This is a genomic window from Streptomyces sp. NPDC003393, assembly GCF_053589015.1.
This window is the reverse complement of record NZ_JBSFRB010000043.1, coordinates 62084-79382: the sequence shown is the minus strand read 5'-3', so window position 1 is coordinate 79382 and position 17299 is coordinate 62084. Positions and strand designations below refer to the sequence as shown.

The 17299-nt window shown below is 68.3% G+C and carries 17 protein-coding genes; 9 read left to right on the top strand and 8 right to left on the bottom strand.

Annotated elements, in window-relative coordinates; all coding sequences use genetic code 11:
• From ACWDUZ_RS31570 to dnaA, 3 genes are all read right to left on the bottom strand, one after another.
• On the bottom strand, nucleotides 1-566 hold a 566-nt coding region (locus tag ACWDUZ_RS31570; protein WP_451635221.1), incomplete at its 3' end, for an NADP-dependent phosphogluconate dehydrogenase.
• A gap of 207 nt (nucleotides 567-773) precedes the next feature.
• Nucleotides 774-1904 (bottom strand): DNA polymerase III subunit beta, encoded by a 1131-nt coding sequence (dnaN, locus tag ACWDUZ_RS31565; protein WP_451635220.1) that lies wholly within the window; start codon nucleotides 1902-1904, stop codon nucleotides 774-776.
• A gap of 1028 nt (nucleotides 1905-2932) precedes the next feature.
• Complete coding sequence (gene dnaA, locus ACWDUZ_RS31560) at nucleotides 2933-4921, bottom strand: chromosomal replication initiator protein DnaA (RefSeq protein WP_451635219.1); 1989 nt, start codon at nucleotides 4919-4921, stop codon at nucleotides 2933-2935.
• Nucleotides 4922-5288: 367 nt separating this feature from the next.
• On the opposite strand from dnaA, the gene rpmH reads away from it, so the two are divergent.
• The 9 genes from rpmH (at nucleotide 5289) to ACWDUZ_RS31515 (ending at nucleotide 12209) form a co-directional block, all read left to right on the top strand.
• Complete coding sequence (gene rpmH / locus ACWDUZ_RS31555) at nucleotides 5289-5426, top strand: 50S ribosomal protein L34 (protein ID WP_003956500.1); 138 nt, start codon at nucleotides 5289-5291, stop codon at nucleotides 5424-5426.
• A 21-nt stretch (nucleotides 5427-5447) separates the two neighbouring features.
• A complete protein-coding gene (rnpA, locus tag ACWDUZ_RS31550; protein WP_451635218.1) occupies nucleotides 5448-5819 on the top strand; it encodes a ribonuclease P protein component in 372 nt (123 codons plus the stop codon).
• A complete protein-coding gene (gene yidD / locus ACWDUZ_RS31545; protein WP_306184577.1) occupies nucleotides 5816-6169 on the top strand; it encodes a membrane protein insertion efficiency factor YidD in 354 nt (117 codons plus the stop codon). The genes rnpA and yidD overlap by 4 nt, the downstream gene beginning before the upstream one ends.
• A gap of 3 nt (nucleotides 6170-6172) precedes the next feature.
• A complete protein-coding gene (yidC, locus tag ACWDUZ_RS31540; protein WP_451635217.1) occupies nucleotides 6173-7504 on the top strand; it encodes a membrane protein insertase YidC in 1332 nt (443 codons plus the stop codon).
• Between the two features lie 15 nt (nucleotides 7505-7519).
• The gene (locus tag ACWDUZ_RS31535; RefSeq protein WP_451635216.1) at nucleotides 7520-8032 is read left to right on the top strand and encodes a Jag family protein; all 513 of its coding nucleotides are present in this window, start codon (nucleotides 7520-7522) and stop codon (nucleotides 8030-8032) included.
• Nucleotides 8033-8149: 117 nt separating this feature from the next.
• Nucleotides 8150-8866 (top strand): 16S rRNA (guanine(527)-N(7))-methyltransferase RsmG, encoded by a 717-nt coding sequence (rsmG, locus tag ACWDUZ_RS31530; protein ID WP_451635215.1) that lies wholly within the window; start codon nucleotides 8150-8152, stop codon nucleotides 8864-8866.
• 292 nt (nucleotides 8867-9158) lie between these two features.
• The gene (locus tag ACWDUZ_RS31525) at nucleotides 9159-10232 is read left to right on the top strand and encodes a ParA family protein (RefSeq protein ID WP_451635223.1); all 1074 of its coding nucleotides are present in this window, start codon (nucleotides 9159-9161) and stop codon (nucleotides 10230-10232) included.
• Complete coding sequence (locus tag ACWDUZ_RS31520; protein ID WP_451635214.1) at nucleotides 10229-11341, top strand: ParB/RepB/Spo0J family partition protein; 1113 nt, start codon at nucleotides 10229-10231, stop codon at nucleotides 11339-11341. The genes ACWDUZ_RS31525 and ACWDUZ_RS31520 overlap by 4 nt, the downstream gene beginning before the upstream one ends.
• A 250-nt stretch (nucleotides 11342-11591) precedes the next feature.
• On the top strand, nucleotides 11592-12209 hold the full coding sequence (locus tag ACWDUZ_RS31515; protein ID WP_451635213.1) for an N-acetyltransferase family protein: 618 nt from the start codon (nucleotides 11592-11594) through the stop codon (nucleotides 12207-12209).
• A gap of 104 nt (nucleotides 12210-12313) precedes the next feature.
• Here ACWDUZ_RS31515 and trxA read toward each other — a convergent pair whose 3' ends face one another.
• From trxA to ACWDUZ_RS31490, 5 genes are all read right to left on the bottom strand, one after another.
• Entirely contained in the window at nucleotides 12314-12646 is a 333-nt protein-coding gene (trxA, locus tag ACWDUZ_RS31510; protein ID WP_451635212.1) for a thioredoxin, read from the bottom strand.
• Nucleotides 12647-12690: 44 nt separating this feature from the next.
• Nucleotides 12691-13662, bottom strand: coding sequence for a thioredoxin-disulfide reductase (trxB, locus tag ACWDUZ_RS31505; RefSeq protein WP_451635211.1), 972 nt, complete (start codon nucleotides 13660-13662; stop codon nucleotides 12691-12693).
• Between the two features lie 168 nt (nucleotides 13663-13830).
• Entirely contained in the window at nucleotides 13831-14745 is a 915-nt protein-coding gene (locus ACWDUZ_RS31500; RefSeq protein WP_451635210.1) for an anti-sigma factor family protein, read from the bottom strand.
• Nucleotides 14742-15470, bottom strand: coding sequence for an RNA polymerase sigma factor SigM (sigM, locus tag ACWDUZ_RS31495; protein ID WP_451635209.1), 729 nt, complete (start codon nucleotides 15468-15470; stop codon nucleotides 14742-14744). Before sigM ends, ACWDUZ_RS31500 begins: the two co-directional genes overlap by 4 nt.
• A 53-nt stretch (nucleotides 15471-15523) precedes the next feature.
• A complete protein-coding gene (locus tag ACWDUZ_RS31490) occupies nucleotides 15524-17221 on the bottom strand; it encodes a serine/threonine protein kinase (protein WP_451635208.1) in 1698 nt (565 codons plus the stop codon).
• Nucleotides 17222-17299: the final 78 nt, after the last annotated feature.

Genomic DNA, 17299 nt, shown 5'->3' with positions numbered 1-17299 from the left:
TCGACCTTCTCCAGCAGCTCCCAGCCCTCGGCGTAGGCCTGCATCATCGCGTACTCGATGCCGTTGTGGACCATCTTCGCGAAGTGCCCGGCGCCGACCTTGCCCGCGTGCACCGAGCCGAAGTCGCCCTCCGGCTTGAGCGCATCGAAGACCGGCTGCACCTTGGCGACGTTCTCCGGGTCGCCGCCGTACATCAGCGCATAGCCGTTCTCCAGGCCCCAGACACCGCCGGAGACGCCGCAGTCGACGAAGCCTATGCCCTTGGCGGCCAGCTCCTTCGCGTGCTTCTCGTCGTCCGTCCAGCGCGAGTTCCCGCCGTCCACGACCACGTCGCCGGGCTGCAGCAGCTCGGCGAGTTCGTCGATGGTCGACTGGGTCGGGGCACCGGCCGGCACCATCACCCAGACCACGCGCGGGCCCTGCAGCTTCTCCACAAGCTCTTGCAGGCTGTGGACGTCCGCGAGGTCCGGGTTGCGGTCGTATCCGATGACGGTGTGGCCCGCGCGGCGAATCCGCTCGCGCATGTTGCCGCCCATCTTGCCGAGGCCGACGAGACCGAGCTCCATCAGTTGTGTCCTTAGGTGTCCGACGTGGCGTGGGGGCACATTCGTACCCGCGTCCGAGCCTAAACCCGGACTCTCGCGCACATCCGTGGGCATACGCGCTCATACGTATGCCCCCACCTGCGACTTCGTCCCGCACTGGGCCACAGGCTGTCGCACGCCGGTCCACAGGCTGTGAACCGGCGCCGCCACGTCGCGCGGCTCAGCCGCTCAGCCGCTCAGCCGCACCGGCATGATCAGGTACTTGTAGGCCTCGTCCGCCTCCGCGTCCACCGCCGGCTTGCCGCTGAGCAGCGCCGGCTTGGTCGAGGTGGTGAACGACAACTGGGCCACCGGAGAGTCGATCGCGCTCAGACCGTCCAACAGGAACGTGGGATTGAAGGCGATGGAGATGTCGTCGCCCTCGAGGTGGGCGTCGACCCGTTCCACAGCCTGTGCGTCGTCGCTGGAACCGGCCTCCAGGATCAGCACCCCCTGCTCGAAGCTCAGCCGCACCGGGGTGTTGCGCTCCGCGACCAGGGCCACACGCTTGACGGCCTCCACGAACGGCGCGGTCTCGATGACGGCGACGCTGTTGAACTCGGTGGGGAACAGCGTGCGGTACTTGGGCAGGTCGCCTTCGAGGAGCCGGGTGGTCGTCCGCCGGCCGGCGCCCTCGAAACCGATCAGACCCTCACCGGCACCCGAGCCGGACAGCGCCAGAGTCACGCTGTCACCGCTGGTCAGCGCCTTCGCGGTGTCCAGCAGGGTCTTGGCGGGCACCAGGGCGACCGCGGAGGCGTCCGGGTTCTCCGGCTTCCACAGGAACTCGCGGACCGCGAAGCGGTAGCGGTCGGTGGAGGCCAGGGTGACCGTGTCGCCCTCGATCTCGATACGCACACCGGTCAGGACAGGCAGCGTGTCGTCCCGGCCGGCGGCGATGGCCACCTGCGCGACGGCGGACGCGAAGACCTCGCCGGGGACCGTGCCCGTCGCGTTCGGCATCTGCGGCAGCGCCGGGTACTCCTCCACAGGCAGTGTGTGGAGCGTGAAGCGGGAGGATCCGCAGACGACCGTCGCCCGTACACCGTCTGTGGAGATCTCCACCGGACGGTTGGGCAGGGCACGGGAGATGTCGGCGAGCAGCCGACCGGAGACCAGGACCGTGCCCTCCTCCTCGACCTCCGCCTCCACCGACACCCGCGCCGAGACCTCGTAGTCGAAGCTGGACAGGCTCAGCTGGCCGTCATCGGCCTTCAGCAGGAGGCCGGCGAGAACAGGCGCCGGCGGACGGGCCGGGAGGCTGCGTGCCGCCCAGGCCACTGCCTCCGCGAGTACGTCGCGTTCCACCCGGATCTTCACGGTAAGCCGCCTCCTGCTGTTGCCACTGAGTCCTCCGACCCGGTGTCACCGCCCACTGCGAGGGGAAGGACACCGGGGACCAGTCTGACGCACACCGCTGACAGTAGGTGCCCGTCGGGGTCAAGTCGCTCCGAGGGACGGTCGGGCTCCGGCGGGCGAGTTGTGCACAGGACCCGCTTCGAAACGAGTTCCGCACTCTTACTGGTCGGGAGTAGTAGTAGGGCCTGTGGATACCGTGGATAACCCCGTTTGCCCAGCTCAGCGCGGAAATTTTGTCCACGGGTCCTGTGGGTGACGGCAGTGGACAACTCACGGCATCTGTGGAGAACGGAAAGTTCTGCACACCTCGCCCACAGCCCGCGGTGACTTCTCCCCAGCCGCGTCCACAGATCCGGGCACGTTGCCCACACCCCGGTCCGGCAGCCTGGTGTGACGGCTTTCACTCGACGCGGTGAGCGGGGGCTCCGCGTTGCCGAACAGTGGACAGGGATGTGGAGAACGGACGGATCATTGGGGACAACGGACCGCAGCCTGTGGGTTGCCCGTGGACAACTTCGTGCACAGCCTGTGGATCTCCGCTTCGTCCACAGTCTGTGGAGAGCGCTCATCCACGCGTCCACAGGCCGCTGAGCTGCGACGATGGGTGTGGGGTGGCGTGCCTGTGGATGCCGTTCGGGACAACTTCGCAGTCCCCAGGATGTGGACGGAAAAAACTCACCCAATCTGTGGAGAGAGGCCGTAACCAGGCATTTAATCGAACACCGCGCCGCGGGTGGCTGGGGCGGCCGCGGGCGGCCGCGGGCGGGCGTCGCCCCCGAGCGACGGTCCCGGCGGGGTTCGGGAGACAGTGCTGGGGCTTGGACGAGCGCTGGGAGCCTGTCCTGGCCGGCTGACCCCGGGCGGCAGCGGTGGCCCTGGCCGACAGTCCTGAGCCTGGGGAATGGTGCCCGGTGGGCCGACGCATAACGAGAGGGCGCCCCCGGGGGTCGTTCCCCTGGGGGCGCCCTCGGCGCTGCTCTCGGCGGCCGTCAGCCGTTCTTGATGCGGTTGGTGAGTTCGGTGACCTGGTTGTAGATGGAGCGCCGCTCCGCCATCAGCGCGCGGATCTTGCGGTCGGCGTGCATGACGGTCGTGTGGTCGCGTCCGCCGAACTGCGCGCCGATCTTCGGCAGTGACAGGTCGGTCAGCTCACGGCACAGGTACATGGCGATCTGCCGGGCGGTCACCAGCGCGCGTCCGCGTGAGGTGCCGCACAGATCCTCCACGGTCAGTCCGAAGTACTGAGCGGTCTCGGCCATGATGGCGCTCGCCGTGATCTCCGGAGCCGTGTCCTCGCCGCCGGGGATGAGGTCCTTGAGGACGATCTCCGTCAGGCCCAGGTCCACCGGCTGCCGGTTGAGCGAGGCGAACGCCGTCACCCGGATCAGCGCGCCCTCCAGCTCACGGATGTTCCGCGAGATCCGGGAGGCGATGAACTCCAGCACCTCCGGAGGCGCGTTCAGCTGCTCCTGCACCGCCTTCTTGCGCAGGATGGCGATGCGGGTCTCCAGCTCGGGCGGCTGAACGTCCGTGATCAGCCCCCACTCGAAACGGTTGCGCAGCCGGTCCTCCAGCGTCACCAGCTGCTTGGGCGGCCGGTCACTGCTGAGGACGATCTGCTTGTTGGCGTTGTGGAGCGTGTTGAAGGTGTGGAAGAACTCCTCCTGCGTCGACTCCTTGTCCGCCAGGAACTGGATGTCGTCGACGAGCAGGATGTCCATCTCGCGGTAGCGCTTGCGGAAACTGTCGCCCTTGCCGTCGCGGATGGAGTTGATGAACTCGTTGGTGAACTCCTCCGAGCTCACGTACCGCACGCGTGTGCCCGGGTACAGGCTCCGCGCGTAGTGACCGATCGCGTGCAGCAGGTGCGTCTTGCCGAGTCCCGACTCGCCGTAGATGAAGAGCGGGTTGTACGCCTTGGCCGGCGCCTCGGCGACGGCGACCGCCGCCGCGTGCGCGAAGCGGTTCGACGCGCCGATGACGAAGGTGTCGAAGAGGTACTTCGGGTTCAGCCGCGCGGTCGGCTCGCCCGGGCCGCTCGCCGGTGCGGGCTGCCCTGAGGGGCCCATACCCGAGGTGCCGGACGGGTTCTGGCCGGTGGGGGCGCCGTGGCGCATCGGCCCGGAGCCCGCGGGAGGCTCGGGGAGGTTGCGGCGGCCCGCGTCCCGCTGGTCGTAGTCGCGCTGCTCGTAGTCGGCGCGGGAGGAGTCGTAGTCGGAGCGCGGCTGGTCGTACGGTGCGCGGTCCATCGGCCGTGGACGGTAGTCCTGCGACCCGGGGTAGGAGTCCTGCTGGCCGTAGCCGTCGCGCGGGCCGTACGCGTCCTGGCCCCCCGGCGATGCGTAGGGGTCCCGCTCGGGGAATCCGAGTCGCTGCTGCTGCCAGCCGTAGTCGTCCTGGCCGGGGCGCGGCCAGGCGCCGGGCTCTGGGCGCTGGTAGTCCTGGTAGTCCGAGGGGTAGGCCGGGCGGGCGGTCGGCAGTTGATCGGCGCCGTCGGCCTGCTGCCGACCGGTGCGCGGGGGCGGCATCTGCTCGCCGGAGCCGGCCGGGCGCTGGTCGGCGCGGCCGGAAGGGCGGTGGCTGTCGGGGCGCGGCTCGCCGCGGTGGCGGCCGTAGCCCTCGTAGCCGCCCTGGCCGGTGGGCAGCTCCTGCTCCTCGTAGCGCGGGACGGGCGCCGGGGGCGTGGGGTTCTGGGGTTCGCCGACGGAGCTGTCGACGGTGATCGCGATACGGATGGGGCGGCCGCACTCCCGGCTCAGCGTGTCGCTGACGATCGGGGCGAGCCGGCCTTCCAGGACGCCCTTCGCGAACTCGTTCGGAACGGCGAGCAGGGCGGTGTCCGCGACCAGCGCGAGTGGCTGGCAGCGCCGGATCCAGTGTTCGTCCTTCGTCTCGACGCCCTGCCCGCGGCCCTCCCCGAGGAGCTGTTCCAGTACTCGCGGCCACACTGCGGCAAGATCGGCGGGTACGTCAGCCACAGGGCACGCTCTCTCACGGGTTCCCACGAACGTGTGGTTCGGGACGGGGTGGGGTGTAAACGGGGGACAAGTCGACGAATGGGAGTCCAGCCACGGTAGTCAGGGCGGCGGTCAGGGTTCAAGTTGTTGTCCCCAGCCTGTGGACAAGCGGCGCTCCCGTGGTGCTGGTTTGACCGGATGGCGCAGCCCCGCGTACCGTAACCAGGTCGAGTTGTCGATGGCTGCTGCCGCCTGCCTCCGATGGGCACAGATCGCGTCAAGGTGATCGGTAAGCGGTGCACTCGGGCGTTACTGCGAGCTACTCGTGGGCGCACGGTGACAGCCAGGACGGCACCCCGCCACTACCGATTCTTTCTGGAGCCCCCGAGTGAGCAAGCGCACCTTCCAGCCGAACAACCGTCGTCGCGCGAAGACCCACGGCTTCCGGCTGCGTATGCGCACCCGTGCCGGCCGCGCGATTCTCGCGTCCCGCCGTAGCAAGGGTCGCGCCCGTCTGTCCGCCTGATCCCGGTCAGGTCATGCCGTCGTGCTGCCCACCGAGAACCGGCTGAGGCGGCGCGAGGACTTCGCGACCGCGGTACGACGAGGGCGCCGGGCAGGACGCCCACTCCTTGTCGTCCACCTTCGTAGCGGTGCCACGGACCCGCACGCGCCAGGGGAGAGCGCTCCCCCGCCGCGTGCGGGTTTCGTCGTGAGCAAGGCAGTGGGTGGCGCGGTCGTGCGCAACGCCGTGAAGCGCAGACTTCGCCATCTGATGCGTGACCGAGTCGCCTTGCTGCCCCCCGGTAGCCTGGTAGTCGTACGAGCGCTGCCCGGAGCCGGTGACGCCGATCATGCACAGCTGGCTCGAGACCTGGACGCCGCCCTTCGACGACTGCTGGGAGGGGGCTCGCGATGAAGTACCCGCTGCTGGCTCTGATCAAGCTCTACCAGTGGACCATCAGCCCGTTGCTCGGGCCGGTGTGCAAGTACTACCCGTCGTGTTCCCACTATGGCTACACGGCCATCGACCGGCACGGTGCGGTGAAGGGAACAGCGCTCACCGCCTGGCGGATCCTGCGGTGCAATCCGTGGTCGCTGGGTGGTGTGGATCACGTTCCTCCGCGCAAGCGACCGCGGTGGCACGAACTGTTGCGTGACGCCTGGCGTGCACGCAAGGGCGGGCCCTCCGCCGCCGAAACGGCCACCGACGGGATCATCCCGTCGAGCCCGGCCGCGAAGACCTCGTCCCATGCCCAAGGAGCATGATTAGTGGACACGATTGCCAGTCTTTTCAGTTTCATCACCTGGCCCGTCTCCTGGGTCATCGTCCAGTTCCACAAGGTGTACGGGGCGATCTTCGGACCTGACACCGGGTGGGCCTGGGGCCTGTCCATCGTGTCCCTGGTGATCCTGATCCGTATCTGCCTGATCCCGCTTTTCGTGAAGCAGATCAAGGCGACGCGCGCGATGCAGACGCTCCAGCCGGAGATGAAGAAGATCCAGGAGCGCTACAAGAACGACAAGCAGCGCCAGTCCGAAGAGATGATGAAGCTGTACAAGGAGACGGGCACCAACCCGCTCTCCTCGTGCCTTCCCATCCTGGCGCAGTCCCCGTTCTTCTTCGCCCTGTACCACGTGCTCAACGGCATCGCGACGGGCAAGACGATCGGCGTCATCGACGACCAGCTGCTCGCCAGCGCCCGTCAGGCCCACATCTTCGGCGCGCCGCTCGCGGCCAAGTTCATGGACAGCTCGGACAAGGTCGCGGCCCTCGGCGCCTCGCTGACCGACGTCCGGGTCGTGACCGCGGTCATGATCGTCCTGATGTCGTTCTCGCAGTTCTACACGCAGCGCCAGCTGATGACCAAGAACGTCGACACGACGGTGAAGACGCCGTTCATGCAGCAGCAGAAGATGCTGATGTACGTCTTCCCGGTCATGTTCGCCGTCTTCGGCATCAACTTCCCGGTCGGTGTCCTCGTCTACTGGCTGACCACCAACGTGTGGACCATGGGCCAGCAGATGTACGTCATCCACAACAACCCGACCCCGGGTTCCAAGGCTCAGGCCGCCTACCTGGAGCGTCTGTACAAGCACGTGACGCACCACGGCAAGACCCGCAACCGGCGCGAGAAGGCCATCGTCAAGGCGATCGTCGTCAAGGGCCGGGACCGCAACGAGTTCGAGCGCAAGTTCATCAACGGCCTGAACAAGGCGGGACTGGCGGCGCAGACCGACGGCACCGTGGTGAGGAGCGAGGCCGCCGTCACCGCGCAGTCCGAGGCCGGCACAACCACCACGACCACCACCACCGCGACCGCTGGCACGCCCCGACGCCAGCAGCCCAAGCGACAGAGCAAGGCCCAGCGCCAGTCGGGCGGTCCGAAGGCGGCCGGGGCCGGTGAAGCCGACCCCGATACGCCGTCGACGTCGCTGAGCAAGTCCGGCGAGCCGCAGGACGTCCCGCCCGCCGCTGCCCGCGAGGCCGCCCCGAAGTCCGGGAACGGCGACCGGGCCAAGGCCCAGCCCGCGCAGCGCAGCAAGGCGCAGTCCGGGCAGCGCAAGGGCCCGCAGCGGCCCAAGTCCCCGTCCAAGAAGTAAGAAGGAGCCCATCCCGTGACGGAAGGCACCACCCCCGCCGCTGCCGAGGGTGCAGACGCCCTGACCCGCCTGGAGCAGGAGGGCGAGATCGCGGCGGACTACCTCGAGGGTCTGCTGGACATCGCCGACCTCGACGGCGACATCGACATGGATGTCGAGGCCGACCGCGCCTCTGTCTCGATCATCAGCGACACCGGCAGCCGTGACCTGCAGAAGCTGGTCGGCCGGGACGGCGAGGTGCTGGAGGCGCTGCAGGAGCTCACTCGCCTGGCGGTGCACCGGGAAACGGGCGATCGCAGCCGCCTCATGCTGGACGTCGCGGGCTACCGGGCCAGGAAGCGGACCGAGCTGTCCGAGCTGGGTGCCAAGGCCGCGGCGGAGGCCAGGAGCAGCGGCGAGCCCGTGAAGCTGAAGCCGATGACCCCCTTCGAGCGCAAGGTCGTGCACGACGCGGTCAAGGCCGCGGGCCTGCGCAGCGAGTCCGAGGGCGAGGAGCCGCAGCGCTTCGTCGTCGTGCTTCCCGCCTGAGCGGTCTCACACTCCACCGGCCCCGTCTGTTGCGCAGGCGGGGCCGCAATCTTGTCAGCCTGGTAGTTCTGGTGGTCGGCGCCGAGAGCGCTGATGCGGTACGGAAGGACGGTCTTCGTGACGGAGGCAGCGGAGCTCCCCCCTGCGCCCGAGCAGGCACGCGACGTATTCGGTGATCGCTTCGCGGATGCGGTCCGGTACGCCGAGCTGCTGGCCGAGGCAGGAGTTCAGCGAGGGCTCATCGGCCCGCGTGAGGTACCCCGTCTGTGGGAGCGGCACCTGCTGAACTGTGCGGTGCTCTCCGAGGTCGTCCCCGAGCAGGTGACGGTGTGCGACGTCGGCTCCGGCGCGGGTCTGCCGGGTATTCCCCTGGCGCTGGTCCGGGACGACCTGAAGATCACGCTGCTGGAGCCGCTGCTGCGGCGTACCACCTTCCTCACGGAGGTCGTCGAGCTCCTCGGACTGGACCATGTGACGGTCGTCCGGGGGCGGGCCGAGGAGGTCATGGGCAAGATTCCGCCGGTCCACGTGGTGACCGCTCGGGCCGTTGCCCCACTGGACCGGCTGGCCACCTGGGGCATTCCCCTGCTGCGCCCGTACGGCGAGATGCTCGCCCTCAAGGGTGATACGGCCGAGGAGGAACTGAAGAGCGCGTCCACCGCTCTGAGCAAGCTCGGCGCGGTGGAGACGTCCATCCTGCATGTGGGTGAGGGCGTCGTGGATCCGCTGTCCACAGTGGTGCGCGTCGAGGTCGGAGAGAGCCCGGGTGGTGTGCGCTTCGCGGCCAAGCGGGCGAAGGCGGCCCGGACAGGGCGTACGCGACGCCGTCGCTGACAACTCCTGTCGTGGGGGCGCCGATGGCCGGCTCACATGATCGGGCGTACTCCACACAAGCTGCCCAACCTGCACATAACGGAGTGTCGCGACAGTTCGGCCACGGCTGCTGTGCATCGTGTTTCACGTGAAACATCGCTCACTGTTGCACGGCATCATCAACCGTGGTCGCGCTGCGGCCCAACCCCGCGATCGTAAGCCGCTCGGTTCACTCGGAAAGGGAACGGGGTTGTCCACAGAGGTGGATTTCTCCACAGAACGCCAGCCCTCACTGGTTCGCGACCCCGATGGCATGGGAGGCTCTGTTCATTGCGAGCCTGAAGTCGAGGAGAGTGAATCCTTGCGGTCCGACGCCAACATCGCGGGACCGATGACCGATCCGGTCCCCGGTCCCCGTACCGAGTCGATGGGGGAGAATGTTTCACGTGAAACACTGCCCCCGATGGACGACACTCCGATCGGTCGTGCTGCCCAACTGGCGGTCGAGGCTCTAGGCCGCGCCGGTGAGGGCCTTCCGCGGCCCGAACAGACCCGAGTCATCGTGGTGGCCAACCAGAAGGGTGGCGTGGGCAAGACGACGACGACCGTCAATCTTGCCGCTTCACTGGCTCTGCACGGCAGTCGCGTCCTGGTGGTCGACCTCGATCCCCAGGGGAATGCCTCCACCGCACTCGGTATCGACCACCATGCCGAAGTGCCCTCCATCTATGACGTATTGGTGGAGAGCAAGCCGCTGGCAGAGGTCGTCCAGCCCGTTCCCGACGTCGAAGGTCTCTTCTGCGCCCCCGCCACGATCGATCTCGCCGGTGCGGAGATCGAGCTGGTGTCCCTGGTGGCCCGAGAGAGTCGGTTGCAGCGGGCGATCCAGGCCTACGAACAGCCGCTGGACTACATCCTCATCGACTGCCCGCCCTCGCTCGGCCTGCTGACGGTCAATGCGCTGGTCGCCGGGCAGGAGGTTCTCATCCCGATCCAGTGCGAGTACTACGCGCTCGAGGGCTTGGGGCAACTGCTGCGCAACGTCGACCTGGTCCGCGGGCACCTCAATCCCGCCCTGCACGTCTCGACCATCCTGCTCACCATGTATGACGGCCGGACGCGCCTGGCGTCCCAGGTCGCGGAAGAGGTGCGCAGCCACTTCGGCGACGAGGTGCTGAGGACGAGCATTCCTCGTTCCGTCCGAATCTCCGAGGCGCCCAGCTACGGACAGACGGTGCTGACTTACGATCCAGGTTCGAGCGGTGCCCTCTCCTACTTCGAGGCGGCACGAGAAATCGCGCTGAAGGGCGTTGGCGTCAGTTATGACCCCACGGGTGCCCACATCGGCGCACAGAGCGACCCGAGCATGGTGGAGGGGATTCAGTGAGCGAGCGACGAAGGGGGCTGGGCCGTGGCCTGGGAGCACTGATCCCACCTGCCCCCACAGGAGAGAGGCCGTCGGCGCCGGCGGCGGTCGGGGGCGCCGCCTCCACATCACCTGCGGCCGTTCCGGTACTGACCGCTGATCGCAGTGATCGCGGGGTGGCCGCGGCGAAGGTGACGGCACTGCCCTCTGTTTCACGTGAAACGGAGGAGCTGCCGGCGAGCGGCACCCCGGACGTGCCGGCCCCTCCCATGGGAGCCCACTTCGCGGAGATCCCTCTCGACTCCATCACGCCGAACCCGCGCCAGCCGCGTGAGGTCTTCGACGAGGACGCGCTCGCCGAACTCGTCACCTCCATCAAGGAGGTCGGCCTCCTCCAGCCCGTCGTCGTACGGCAGCTCAATCCCGAGCGGTACGAGCTCATCATGGGTGAGCGACGCTGGCGGGCTTGCCGCGAGGCGGGGCTCGAGGCGATCCCGGCGATCGTGCGGGCCACGGACGACGAGAAGCTTCTTCTGGACGCCCTGCTGGAGAACCTCCACCGAGCGCAGCTGAACCCGCTGGAAGAGGCGGCGGCCTACGACCAGCTGCTGAAGGACTTCAACTGCACTCATGACCAGCTGGCCGACCGCATCGGCCGGTCCCGTCCGCAGGTCTCGAACACGCTGCGGCTGCTGAAGCTGCCGGCCGCGGTGCAGAGCCGGGTCGCTGCCGGAGTGCTGTCCGCCGGACACGCTCGGGCTCTGCTGTCGGTCGAGGACCCGGAGGAGCAGAACCGGCTGGCCCGCCGGATCGTGGCCGAGGGACTCTCGGTGCGTGCCGTCGAGGAGATCGTGCAGCTGATGGGTGCGCGGCCGCAGGCGGTACCGCGGTCCAAGGGCCCCCGTGCCGGGGCCCGGGTCTCTCCCGCGCTGTCGGATCTTGCGACCCGGCTGTCCGACCGCTTCGAGACCCGGGTGAAGGTGGACCTGGGCCAGAAGAAGGGCAAGATCACCGTCGAGTTCGCCTCCATGGAAGACCTGGAGCGCATCCTCGGCACCCTGGCCCCCGGCGAGGGCCCAGTCCTCCAGAAGAGCCTCGTGGAGGGCGAACCGGAGGAGGCGGACGACTGAGCCCCCTTGCGTAAGGGACGGCTTCGGCGAGGGCAGACGGCTTCGATTCGCACGCATGACAGAAGAGGCCCGACTGGGACGGGCCGTGTCCGGTCTATACCGGAACACGGTCCGTCCTTTGCTTTGAGGCGGTATCGATGCAATCGCTTCCTGGATACGATGCGATCAGGTACGGCGCATCATTCCGGCAGCACGTCTGGTTGACGGCCGCTCGTGACGTCGCGGGCGCAGGAAGCGAGGATCAGCCTTCATGGGCCGTAGGCTCCAACCGCTCACGCTGGACAACCTCCAGGACCTCCCCAAGCGCTGCCGTGCGTGTGTCTTCTGGGAACTGGATCCTGTCAGTGGCCAAGCCGCGGTGAAGGCAGGTACGCCGGCGCTGGAGAAGGAGGCGTGGATCTCCGCCGTCCTCCTGGACTGGGGTTCCTGTGGCCGAGTGGTCTACGTCGACGACGTACCGGTGGGCTTCGTGCTCTACGCTCCCCCTGCCTATGTGCCGCGGTCCATGGCCTTTCCCACGAGCCCGGCGTCTGCGGACGCGGTGCTGTTGATGACCGGCTTCATCATGCCGGGCTATCAGGGACAGGGCCTGGGGCGCGTGCTGGTCCAGACGGTTGCGAAGGATCTGCTGCGCCGGGGCTTCAAGGCCATCGAGGCCTTCGGCGACGCCCGGTGGAAGGAACCTGCCTGTGTGCTGCCGGCCGACCACCTGCTGGCGGTCGGCTTCAAGACGGTCCGGCATCACCCGACCTACCCTCGGCTGCGGCTGGAGCTGCGATCGACCCTCTCCTGGCGGGAAGACGTGGAAATGGCGATCGATCGGCTACTGGGAGCGGTGCAGAAGGAGCCGGCACTCCGACCGCTGTGAGGGCCGCCCAGTGTCGCCGTCCAACACGAATGGGCCGACCCCAGAGGGTTGGCCCATTCGTGTTTCACGTGAAACATGCACCGTCTGCTCGACGGCCTACCGAGTCACTCGGCGATGAAGTCCTCGAGGTCGCGCAGGATCGCGGCCTTCGGCTTGGCGCCGACGATGGTCTTGGCGACCTCGCCGTTCTGGTAGACGTTCAGCGTCGGGATCGACATGACGCCGTACTTGGCGGCCGTACCCGGGTTCTCGTCGATGTTGAGCTTGACGATCTCGATCTTCTCGCCGTACTCGGCGGCGATCGCCTCGAGGGACGGCGCGATCTGGCGGCAGGGACCGCACCAGGCGGCCCAGAAGTCCACCAGGACGGGCTTGTCGTTCTTGAGGACATCCTCCTCGAAGGAGGAGTCGGTCACGTTCTTCAGGGTGCCTGCCACGGCGGGCTCCTTAACTGATGCGGGTGGTGGGGTGGGTTGGGGTCTCAGACAGAGGTCTTCTCGGGCTCGGCCTTCTGCTCGTTGTCCGCGAGGGCGGCGAGGAAGCGCTCGGCGTCGAGAGCGGCGGAGCAGCCGGTGCCGGCCGCGGTGATGGCCTGCCGATAGGTGTGGTCGACCACGTCACCGGCGCCGAAGACGCCGGTGAGATTGGTACGGGTCGAGGGTGAGGCGACCTTCAGGTAGCCCTCCTCGTCCAGGTCCAGCTGGCCCTTGAAGAGCTCGGTCCGCGGGTCGTGGCCGATCGCGATGAACAGTCCCGTCACCGGCAGGTCCGAGAGTTCACCCGTCTTGATGTTGCGCAGCTTCAGCCCGGAGAGCTTCTGCTCACCCTGGATCTCCGCCACCTCGCTGTCCCAGACGAACTTGATCTTCGGGTCGGCGAAGGCGCGCTCCTGCATGGCCTTGGAGGCACGCAGGGTGTCCCGGCGGTGGACGATGGTGACGGACTTGGCGAAGCGGGAGAGGAAGGTGGCCTCCTCCATGGCGGTGTCACCACCACCGATCACCGCGATGTGCTGCTCCCTGAAGAAGAAGCCGTCACACGTGGCACACCACGAGACACCGCGACCGGAGAGGGCGTCCTCGTTCGGCAGGCCGAGCTTGCGGTGCTGCGAGCCGGTGGTGACGATCACGGCCTTGGCGCGGTGCACCGTGCCCGAGGTGTCCGTGACGGTCTTGATCTCGCCCGTCAGGTCGACGGCGACCACATCGTCCGGCACCAGCTCGGCGCCGAAGCGCTCGGCCTGGGCGCGCATGTTGTCCATGAGCTCGGGGCCCATGATGCCGTCACGGAAGCCGGGGAAGTTCTCCACCTCGGTGGTGTTCATCAGCGCACCCCCCGCGGTGACGGCGCCCTCGAACACCAGCGGCTTCAGCGACGCGCGCGCGGTGTAGAGCGCCGCCGTGTAGCCGGCAGGCCCGGAGCCGATGATGATCACGTTACGGACGTCGCTCACGGCTTGATTCCTCGTCTCTGGACTGTGACCTACTGCCGGGGGGAGCCTTGCTCATTGCTCTCACCCCACCCAACGGATCCTAAGGGGCGTACATTCCCGGTGCGCCCGGCCACACGGAGCTACCTCGATGATGGGAGTACCGAGCAGCCAGACGAGTTGGCGTTCGCCTCAGGAACGCGTGTAGGAGCGTGAGAGCAGAACCGTGGCGGCGGCCGAGGGGCGGTGGACACACGTCGCGTCGACGACGTAGGCCGTGACGTGGGTGCCGTTCCCGGAGGCGTCGGGCAGTACCAGCAGATAGGCGTCTTTACCGCCGTAGGTGCCCGCCTCGGCGGCGAGCGGGTTCGCGCTGCTTCCCAGGTCTTCCAGGACACACGGGGGAACCGAGACGGTGGGCGCGCTCTTGAGAAGGTTCGGCTTGTCGGGTCCCGGGTCCGAACCCGCACCGAAGCTGTGCGGTGCGTGGGTGGTGCCCTGAGCCTTCTGCGTCTTGTCGAGGAGACTCGTGACCCGGTTCTTGAGCGTCCCCTCCGAGAAGGTGTCCGCGGAGGCGCTCGACCGGCCGTGAGCTGTGCTGTCGGACCCCTGGTCGTCGTGCCGGGATGTCAGCACTACCGACGCGACGCCCAGGGCGGCGACGGTGAGGGCGGTGCCGAGGACGGCGACCCGACGGCGCCCGCGACGGGTGCGGGTCTTGCGGCCCGGCCCGGTGCCATCGGTGCGGGCGTGACCCGCCGGGCGGTCAGGGCACGATGTTTCACGTGAAACGCGCGCGTGGTCACCGTCGCCGGTGTCCTGGACGGCTCGGTCGAGGGTGCGGTCGATGGTGATTCCGCCGGCGCGTTCGGCGGCAAGAGCCGCGTCGATCCGTTCCACGACGTCCAGGGGCATCTCCACGGGCTCCACCGGGGCCTCGAGCAGCCCTCGGATCTCCTCCAGCGACTCATGGACGTCGGCACAGGAGGAGCACTCCTCCAGGTGCCGGAGCAGTTCCTCGGCCCGGGAGGGAGGCAGCAGGCCTTCGGTGAGCTCGGAGATCTCGGCGACGTCCGGGTGCCCGGCCGTATCCGTCGTGAATGTCACGCTCGCCCACCTCCGCCCTTCACAGCAGCTGAATCATGTGGCCCGGGGTCCTGCGCATCCCTGATCCGGGATGCCGCTGCCGGTGGGACGGATGTCCCCTGCGTCCGGTTCCGTCCCGTGCCCGGCTCTTTCTCGTCCTTGTCGTCACCGGGCCCGCCCGGCCGTAGATGGGTGAGCAAGGGCAGAAGTCTGGCTCTGCCCCGGGCACAGCGGCTCTTCACCGTTCCGGTGGGTACATCGAGGATGCGGGCGGCCTCGGCGACGGGATAGCCCTGCATGTCCACCAGCACCAGGGCGGCCCTCTGGTCGGGCGGGAGGGTGCCCAGCGCCTCGACGAGCTGCCGCTGCACGTCGTTGCGCTCGGCGGGCGCCGAGGCCGACTCGTGCGGCTCCAGGAGCTGTTCCAGTCGCTCGGTGTCGTCCACCGGAGAGGTCCTCCGGGTGGCTGCCTTGCGGGCCCGGTCCAGGCAGGCGTTCACCGTGATCCGGTGCAGCCAGGTCGTGACGGCCGACTGGCCGCGGAAGGTGTGGGCGGCGCGGTAGGCGGAGACAAACGCGTCCTGCACGGCGTCGGCGGCCTCCTCGCGGTCCCCCAGCGTGCGCAGGGCGACCGCCCAGAGCCGGTCACGGTGCCGCCGCACAAGCTCACCGAAGGCGTCGGGGTCGCCCGCCACATGGCGGGTCAGAAGCTCATGATCGGAGACGCCTTCGAGGCCCTGCGGCACGCACCTTCACCCCCCTCGCCCGACAACCGCCGTCTGTTGACGGTGGTACCTGATCAGGTGGTCACCTTGATGTCCGCCACTCTGGCCCGGTAGGTGCCGTCCGTCTGCAACGGCAGCTTCGTGAGCCATACCAGGAGATAGCGCGCTGTGAGAGGACGACCAGGCTTGAGCGTCACACTCGTGCCGGAACCCGATGCGACCTTGGCGTAGCTGCCGAAGGATGTCGGCTCCGTCCCTCCGTCCCCACTCGCGGCACGTAGTTCGACGGACGTCGACCCGACGAACGAGACGGTCACCTTTCCGACCTGCTGGACCTTGCCGAGATCGAGAATGACGCCCAGCCCGGACTTCAGCCTCCCGAAGTCCGCACTCGTGTAGTAGTCGGTCTGCCAGTACGAACTCGGATCACCGTCTACCACTTTGCCCGTGTCGGACGACTTTTCCGAGCCGTCTCCGAACGGGTCGAAGTCATGGACTCTGCTGATGGCGATCGGTCGGGGCGGCTTCGGCTGATGCTCGTTCTTGTTGCCGCCGTCCTGCGTCTGAGTCTGGCTGTCCTTGGTGGACTTGCCGCCCTGGTCCATCAAGGCGTCGGCGAGCTGCCAGCTGCCCAGTCCGAGCGCGGCGATGAGGAGCGCGGACACGGCCCACTTCAGGGCCTTGCCCGTGCGGCTCTGCAGCGCGGGCGGCGGGGCCGGAACAGGCTGGCCGGCGCCGGGACGCGGGACCGGACGACCATAAGTGCCCTGTTGGTAGGACGTGCCCTGATACTCCGGCGGTGTGGTGAACGAGGGCTCCGGCGGACGGATCCGCGGCATCTCACCGATCGCCTTGACCAGTTCCTCCGGAGTGGTGCACGGAGACTCGTGGCGGGAGGCGGTGGCACCGTCGTTGACGAGGGCGCGCATGGACAGCTCGGACAGACCGCGATGGACACCGGCGCGCACCTGGTCGGGCGGGATGAGCCCGATGTCCTTGGGCAGACCGGTCAGGCCATAGGCGTCGTTCTCGTACGGCCAGCGCTGCGTGAGCGCCGCGTACAGCAGGGCGCCGATCGCCTCGGTGTCGGTGCGCTGCGGGGTGTCGGAGCTGATGCCGCGCAGCGCGGCGTTCACGGCCAGGCCGCGGATGCGCCACTGGCCGGTGGAGGCGCGCAGCACGGCGTTGGGGTTCAGGCGCAGATGCGCGAGGCCCTCGCGGTGCGCCGCGGCCATGGCGGAGGCGACCTGGCTGACCAACTGGTAGGCGTCGTGCGGCTCCAGAGGCCCGGCGGACAGCAGCGTCGTCAGTTCGACGGCGTCCGGCAGCCATTCATGGACGACGTAGACGAGATCGTTCTCCTCGACGGCGTCGAGGACCTGGACGAAGCGGGGGTCCCCCAGCAGGGCGGAGGAGCGGGCCGCGGCCAGTACCGCGCGGGCTCGGCTGTGGTCCGCGGGCAGGACGTGCACGCCGACGGCACGGCGGAGTTTCTCGTCCACCGCTCGCCAACTGCTGAATCCGTCCAGACGGGTGACGCACTCCTCGAGACGGTAGCGTCTGGCCAGCTTGTGACCGCTGTGCAGTTCAGGCGGTGAGGCCTTCCTTCCGGGACGCTCGGTCCCGGCGTTTTCCTGCGCCTCGTCGTTGTCCGTGTCCCGCTCCCGGTTCTGGGCCACCCCGTCGGCCGTGGACTGGTCCGCCTCCGCGGTCAGCGACTTGTCGCCGCTGTTGTCTGCCACGTCGACGGCAGCCGTGCTCCGTTCTGCCACCGTCGCTCCTGCCTCCCCATCCATTGCGCGCTGTCCGACGCCGAAACCAATTGTGCCCACAGTCCGCTGCTATGCACG

Excerpts from the sequence above, each read along its gene's own strand:
- yidD (WP_306184577.1), top strand. The coding sequence starts at position 5,816 with ATGAAGTACCCGCTGCTGGCTCTGATCAAGCTCTACCAGTGGACCATC.
- ACWDUZ_RS31525 (WP_451635223.1), top strand. The coding sequence starts at position 9,159 with ATGGGAGGCTCTGTTCATTGCGAGCCTGAAGTCGAGGAGAGTGAATCC.
- ACWDUZ_RS31515 (WP_451635213.1), top strand. The coding sequence starts at position 11,592 with ATGGGCCGTAGGCTCCAACCGCTCACGCTGGACAACCTCCAGGACCTC.